Source organism: Pseudomonas sp. HMWF006 (genome assembly GCF_003061205.1).
Lineage (GTDB): Bacteria > Pseudomonadota > Gammaproteobacteria > Pseudomonadales > Pseudomonadaceae > Aquipseudomonas > Aquipseudomonas monsensis.
Genome location: NZ_QAIU01000561.1, coordinates 1 through 5,797, shown reverse-complemented (window position 1 = coordinate 5,797; position 5,797 = coordinate 1). Strand labels below are relative to the sequence as shown.

Here is a 5,797-nt window from a genome sequence, read left to right as displayed (position 1 = left end):
GCTTCGGTCAGCCCGAGGATGAACCGGCAGACCATGAAGCCAACGGCAGAAGTCGCCAGGCCGTGGGCGCCGGTGGCCAGGCTCCAGAGCAGCACGGCGCAGAAGAACACACGCTTGACGCCGACCCGGTCGATCAGCCGGCCTTGCAGGACGAAGCCGATGGCGTAGCCGACCTGAAACCAGAAGTTGATGTTGGCGTAGTCCATCGCCGTCCAGCTCATTTCCTTGGCGAGGATCGGCTGCATGACACCGAGGGCGGCGCGGTCGATGTAGTTCAGGGTGGTGGCGAAAAAGACCAGGGCCAGCATGCCCCAGCGGGTCTTGCCGACAGCCATGGCGCCGCGGATCTTGTCGCCGATGCCACCCGTGGCAGTGCTCATGGCCGGGGCCATGCGGGAAGTCTGTGAAGGAATCATGTGTTCCACCCGTTTTTGGATTTGTTATTTGGTGTGCTTTTTTTTTGCACGCTGCGACCGGTGGTTCAGATCCGGACTCAATGTGCAGCCGATGTTGGGCAGTGGACGAAAAATCGTCAATTCGCCAAACCGCCATTGTGTTCGATAATCGCACGCAAAACTAACCGGGTAGTACACTTTAAATTGCTGCCGAAAAGGATGCAGCCAATAATTTCCCCCAATATAAAAACCATCCTGCGCAGGAGCCCCCGAAGGCTGCGATCTTTGCTTTTGAGGATCAAGGAATCGCGACCTTCGGCAGCACCTGCACAAAGAACGGCGCAGTCCGGGAGTTGAAACATGCAGCGTTCGATAGCCACCGTTTCCTTGAGCGGTACCCTGCCGGAAAAGCTCGAAGCCATTGCCGCCGCCGGATTCGACGGCGTGGAGATTTTCGAAAACGATCTGCTGTATTACGACGGCAGCCCGCGGGAAATCCGGCAGATGTGCGCCGATCTCGGCATCGCCATCACCTTGTTTCAGCCGTTCCGCGATTTCGAGGGCTGCCGCCGGGATCGGCTGGCGCGCAACCTGGAACGGGCCGAACGCAAGTTCGACCTGATGCAGGAACTGGGCACCGATCTGGTATTGGTGTGCAGCAACGCCTCGGCCGACAGCGTCGGCGATCAGCAGACACTCGTCGACGACCTGCGCCTGCTGGCTGAACACGCCGGCGCGCGTGGCTTGCGCATCGGTTACGAGGCGCTGGCCTGGGGGCGTCACGTCAATACGTATCAACAGGTCTGGGACATCGTGCGTCAGGCCGATCACCCGAGCCTCGGCGTGCTGCTCGACAGTTTTCATACCCTGTCGCTGAAGGGCGATCCCCGCGCGATTGCCGACATTCCCGGCGACAAGATCTTCTTTGTGCAAATGGCTGACGCGCCGATCCTCGCGATGGATGTCCTGGAGTGGAGCCGGCACTTCCGCTGCTTCCCCGGACAGGGCGAATTCGATCTGCCGGGTTTCCTCGCGCCGATTATCCAGAGTGGTTATACCGGGCCGTTGTCGCTGGAAATCTTCAATGACGGCTTCCGCGCCGCGCCGCCACGGGCCAATGCCGCAGACGGTTTGCGTTCCTTGCTGTATCTGGAAGAAAAGACCCGCCAGCGTCTGGAGCAGGATGCGGCACCAGCGGCCAACCGCGAGATTCTGTTCGAAACGCCGAAGGCCAGCGAGTACAACGGCATCGAGTTTCTCGAGTTCGCGGTGGACGAAGCACTCGGTGCCAAACTGACCCACTGGCTGGAACGCCTCGGTTTCGCCAAGGCCGGGCAGCACCGTTCCAAGAGCGTCAGCCTGCTGCGTCAGGGCGATATCAACCTGATCCTCAATGCCGAGCCGTATTCATTCGGCCACAGCTTTTTTGAGGCCCATGGTCCGTCGCTGTGCGCCACCGCCGTCCGGGTCAAGGACAGCGCCAGTGCGCTGGCGCGTGCTGTCGCCTACAAGGGGCAGCCCTATCGCGGACTGGTCGGCCCCAACGAACTGGAACTGGCCGCCGTGCGTGCTCCGGACGGCAGCCTGATTTATCTGGTGGATGAAGCGGCGGATGTCTATGGCACGGATTTCAACCTGCTGCCGGACGCCCGGGCCCGCGGCGGTCTCAAGCGCATCGACCACATGGCCATGGCGCTGCCGGCGGACAGCCTCGACAGTTGGGTGCTGTTCTACAAGAGCCTGCTGGATTTCGAGGCCGATGACGAAGTGGTGCTGCCTGATCCCTACGGCCTGGTGAAGAGCCGCGCGCTGCGCAGCCGTGACAGTTCGATTCGTCTGCCGCTGAATATCTCGGAGAATCGCAATACCGCCATCTCCCACGCCCTGTCGAGTTATCGCGGCTCCGGTGTGCATCACATCGCTTTCGATTGTGACGATATCTTCGCCGAAGTCAGTCGCGCCAAAGAGGCCGGCGTACCGTTACTGGACATTCCCCTCAACTATTACGACGACCTCGCCGCCCGCTTTGATTTCGATGACGAGTTCCTCAGCGAACTGGCGTACTACAACGTGCTTTACGATCGCGATGCTCAGGGCGGTGAGCTGTTTCACGTGTACACCGAGCCTTTCGAAGGGCGGTTCTTCTTCGAGATCATCCAGCGCAAGAATGGCTATGCCGGTTATGGCGCGGCGAACGTCGCGGTGCGTCTGGCGGCGATGGCCAAATCACGCAGCGGCGCAGTCCGTCAGGCGAAGTTGTAGGAAATTCGTAAGCGCGGGATTAAACGCGGGCCTCGCGGCTTCCTTCACTGGGCTGCGCGGCCCATAATCGCCGCCTGTGCAGTGATGGCCGTGAGCCCGCAATGACGATGAATACAGAACTTTCCGCAGCTGCTGTCGGCTCCGCCGAAGAGCCGCGCAAGAGTCGCAAAAACAATCCGGAAAAGACCCGCGAGAACATCTTGCAGGAGGCGATCGTCGAGTTCGTCCAGCAAGGCTTGTCCGGCGCCCGCGTCGATGCGATCGCCGAGCGCATCCATACCTCCAAACGCATGATCTATTACTACTTCGGCAGTAAGGAGCAGCTGTACGTCGAGGTGCTGGAGAAGCTTTACGGCGATATCCGCAACACTGAAAACCGCCTGCACCTGGCCGAGCTGCCGCCGGTGGTAGCGATTCGGCGGCTGGTGGAATTCACGTTCGACCATCACGATCACAACGTCGATTTCGTGCGGATCGTCTGCATCGAAAATATCCACAACGCCGAATTCGTGAAGCGTTCCGACGCGATCAAGGCGATGAACAACACCATCCTCGATTCGCTGGGCGAGATTCTGCGCCGTGGCGCCGAGGAGGGCGTGTTCCGCAAAGGGCTCAATGCGCTGGATGTGCATCTGCTGATCAGTTCGTTCTGCTTCTATCGCGTCTCGAACCGGCACACGTTTGGTGAGATCTTTCAGATCGATCTGCCGGATGAAGCTATCAAACAACGGCATCGCGAGATGATTTGCGAGTCGGTTCTGCGCTACCTGCAAACCTGACGTAATCCCCTTGTCGGAGTGAGCCTGCTCGCGATAGCGGTGTGTCAGGCAACTAATGTGTTGGCTGAAAGGACGCCATCGCGAGCAGGCTCACTCCCACAGGGAAGCAAGTTGCTTCAGCCATTCATGCTTTGAAAATGCGCGAGCATTCGCTGCGCATCCGGCACCACACCGCTGAACAATTCAAACGCCTTCACTGCCTGAAATACCGCCATGTTGCCGCCATCCAGCGTGCGGCACCCCAGCGCGCGGGCGTTGCGCAGCAATTCGGTTTCCAGCGGAAAGTACACGATCTCCGCCACCCACAACGCCTTGCGCAACAGCTCCACCGGCACCGGCATGCCCGGCAGTTTGGCCATGCCCATCGGAGTGGTGTTCACCAGCCCGTCAGCCTGCTCTAGCGTCCCCGGCAGATCCTGCCCGGCCACGGCCCGACCAGCGCCGAAATGCTCGTTGAGGTTATTGGCCAGGCACTCGGCGCGTTCCTTGTCGACGTCGAAAATGCTCAGGCGCTGTACGCCCTCGCTCAGCAGGGCATGGGCCACTGCGGCGCCGGCACCTCCGGCGCCCATTTGCACCACGCGTTCACGGGCGGCGTCCTTCAAGCCTCGGCGAAAGCCTTCGGCAAAGCCCAGGCAATCGGTGTTGTGGCCGACCCGTTTGCCGTCCTTCAGCACAACGGTATTCACCGCGCCGATGCCCCGGGCTTCCGGCGACAACTCATCGAGCAGCGGGATAATCGCCTGCTTGCACGGGAAGGTGATGTTCAGCCCGGTATAGTTCATCCGCTCGGCCGCCAGCAGCAGTTCGGGCAGGGCGTTGCTGTCGATATGCAACTGGTCGAGGTCGATCAACCGGTAGAGATAACGCAAGCCTTGCGCATCGCCCTCATGCTCATGCAGCGCGGGGGTACGCGAGGCCTGGATGCCCGCACCGATCAGTCCGGCCAGTATTGCCGGTTTGCGGGTCATGCTGCGCGCCCCTTCAGTCGTTGGCTGAAGTGTTCCAGGGCGAGGCGATAGCCATGGCTGCCGAAGCCGCACATCACCGCCGTGGCGATGGCCGACACGAACGAGTGATGACGGAACGGTTCGCGCGCGTGGACGTTGGACAGGTGCACTTCGATCACCGGCAATTCACTGGCGACCAGCGCATCGCGAATCGCTACCGAGGTGTGCGTCCACGCAGCCGGATTGATCACGATCCCGGCGCAACGTCCGCGTGCCGCGTGAATCCAGTCGAGCAGTTCGCCTTCGTGATTGGTCTGGCGAAATTCCACAGCCAGGCCGAAGTCTTCGGCGGCGCGTCCGCAGAGAGCAGAAATATCCGCCAGGGTTTCGTGGCCGTAAGTCGCCGGTTCACGGGTGCCGAGCAGGTTCAGGTTCGGGCCGTTGAGCACCAGAACGATAGGGGGCATGGGGCAGAACTCCACTTATTGTTTTTGGCTTGCGCCGAGGGGCTCGGCGTGTGGAGGTAAAATGTACCAGATGGTTACTCTGGTCAATTCAACAGTATTGCGCCCGACGTTTTATGTTCGGTGATCGCACACATCAAAAGATCACAGCCACAAAAAAGCCGTCATCACGACGGCTTTTTCGTATCGCATCGGCCATCAGCGCCGGGTCAGCAAGACACCTGATTCCATGTGATGCGTCCACGGAAACTGGTCGAACAGCGCGCACCGGGTAATGCGGTGCGTGTCGTGCAACTGGGCGATGTTGGCCGCCAGGGTTTCCGGGTTGCAGGAGATGTACAGGATGTTGTCGAAACGCCGTGTCAGTTCGCAGGTGTCCGGGTCCATGCCGGCGCGCGGCGGGTCGACGAACACGCTGCCGAATTCGTAGCTCTTCAGGTCGATGCCGTGCAAGCGACGGAACGGGCGCACTTCGTTGAGCGCTTCGGTCAGTTCTTCGGCGGACAGGCGCACCAGCGTGACGTTATCCACAGCGTTTTCGCTGAGGTTGCTCAGCGCGGCGTTGACCGAGGTCTTGCTGATTTCGGTGGCCAGCACTTTGCGCACGCGGGTGGCCAGCGGCAGGGTGAAGTTGCCGTTGCCGCAATACAGCTCCAGCAGATCGTCGCTGCGATCACCCAGCGCTTCATACGCCCAGTTCAGCATCTTCTGGTTCACCGTGCCGTTCGGCTGGGTGAACGCGCCTTCCGGTTGGCGGTAGCTGAAAGTGCGGCCGCCGACCTCGAGTTTCTCCACCACGTAATCGTGGCCGATGACTTCGCGTTTGCCTTTGGAGCGACCGATGATGCTGACGCCCAGATCTGCCGACAGTTGTGTTGCCGCCGCGTGCCAGTGCGCGTCCAGCGGACGGTGGTAGCACAGGGTGATCATCGCATCGCCGGCCAGAG

6 protein-coding genes are annotated in these 5,797 nt (G+C 60.7%); 2 read left to right on the top strand and 4 right to left on the bottom strand.

Annotated elements, in window-relative coordinates; all coding sequences use genetic code 11:
* The coding region (locus tag DBR24_RS33775) for an MFS transporter (RefSeq protein WP_256591832.1) at window positions 1-416 on the bottom strand (416 nt) is incomplete at its 3' end.
* Between the two features lie 339 nt (window positions 417-755).
* On the opposite strand from DBR24_RS33775, the gene quiC reads away from it, so the two are divergent.
* Window positions 756-2,657: a 3-dehydroshikimate dehydratase QuiC gene (gene quiC / locus DBR24_RS25690; RefSeq protein ID WP_128616123.1), complete on the top strand. Its 1,902-nt coding sequence runs from the start codon at window positions 756-758 to the stop codon at window positions 2,655-2,657.
* 101 nt (window positions 2,658-2,758) lie between these two features.
* Entirely contained in the window at window positions 2,759-3,436 is a 678-nt protein-coding gene (locus DBR24_RS25685; RefSeq protein ID WP_128616122.1) for a TetR family transcriptional regulator, read from the top strand.
* 116 nt (window positions 3,437-3,552) lie between these two features.
* Here the strand turns inward: DBR24_RS25685 and DBR24_RS25680 are convergent, their stop codons facing one another.
* From DBR24_RS25680 to trmA, 3 genes are all read right to left on the bottom strand, one after another.
* Window positions 3,553-4,407: a shikimate dehydrogenase gene (locus DBR24_RS25680; RefSeq protein WP_128616121.1), complete on the bottom strand. Its 855-nt coding sequence runs from the start codon at window positions 4,405-4,407 to the stop codon at window positions 3,553-3,555.
* A complete protein-coding gene (gene aroQ, locus DBR24_RS25675; RefSeq protein WP_123463945.1) occupies window positions 4,404-4,853 on the bottom strand; it encodes a type II 3-dehydroquinate dehydratase in 450 nt (149 codons plus the stop codon). Before aroQ ends, DBR24_RS25680 begins: the two co-directional genes overlap by 4 nt.
* A gap of 195 nt (window positions 4,854-5,048) precedes the next feature.
* Window positions 5,049-5,797 (bottom strand): tRNA (uridine(54)-C5)-methyltransferase TrmA (trmA, locus tag DBR24_RS25670; RefSeq protein ID WP_128616120.1); only part of this gene is annotated, 749 nt, incomplete at its 5' end.

What these genes read in the sequence shown, in the direction of transcription:
- aroQ (WP_123463945.1), bottom strand. Translation starts at nt 4,853, where the DNA reads ATGCCCCCTATCGTTCTGGTGCTCAACGGCCCGAACCTGAACCTGCTC.
- DBR24_RS25685 (WP_128616122.1), top strand. Translation starts at nt 2,759, where the DNA reads ATGACGATGAATACAGAACTTTCCGCAGCTGCTGTCGGCTCCGCCGAA.
- quiC (WP_128616123.1), top strand. Translation starts at nt 756, where the DNA reads ATGCAGCGTTCGATAGCCACCGTTTCCTTGAGCGGTACCCTGCCGGAA.
- DBR24_RS25680 (WP_128616121.1), bottom strand. Translation starts at nt 4,407, where the DNA reads ATGACCCGCAAACCGGCAATACTGGCCGGACTGATCGGTGCGGGCATC.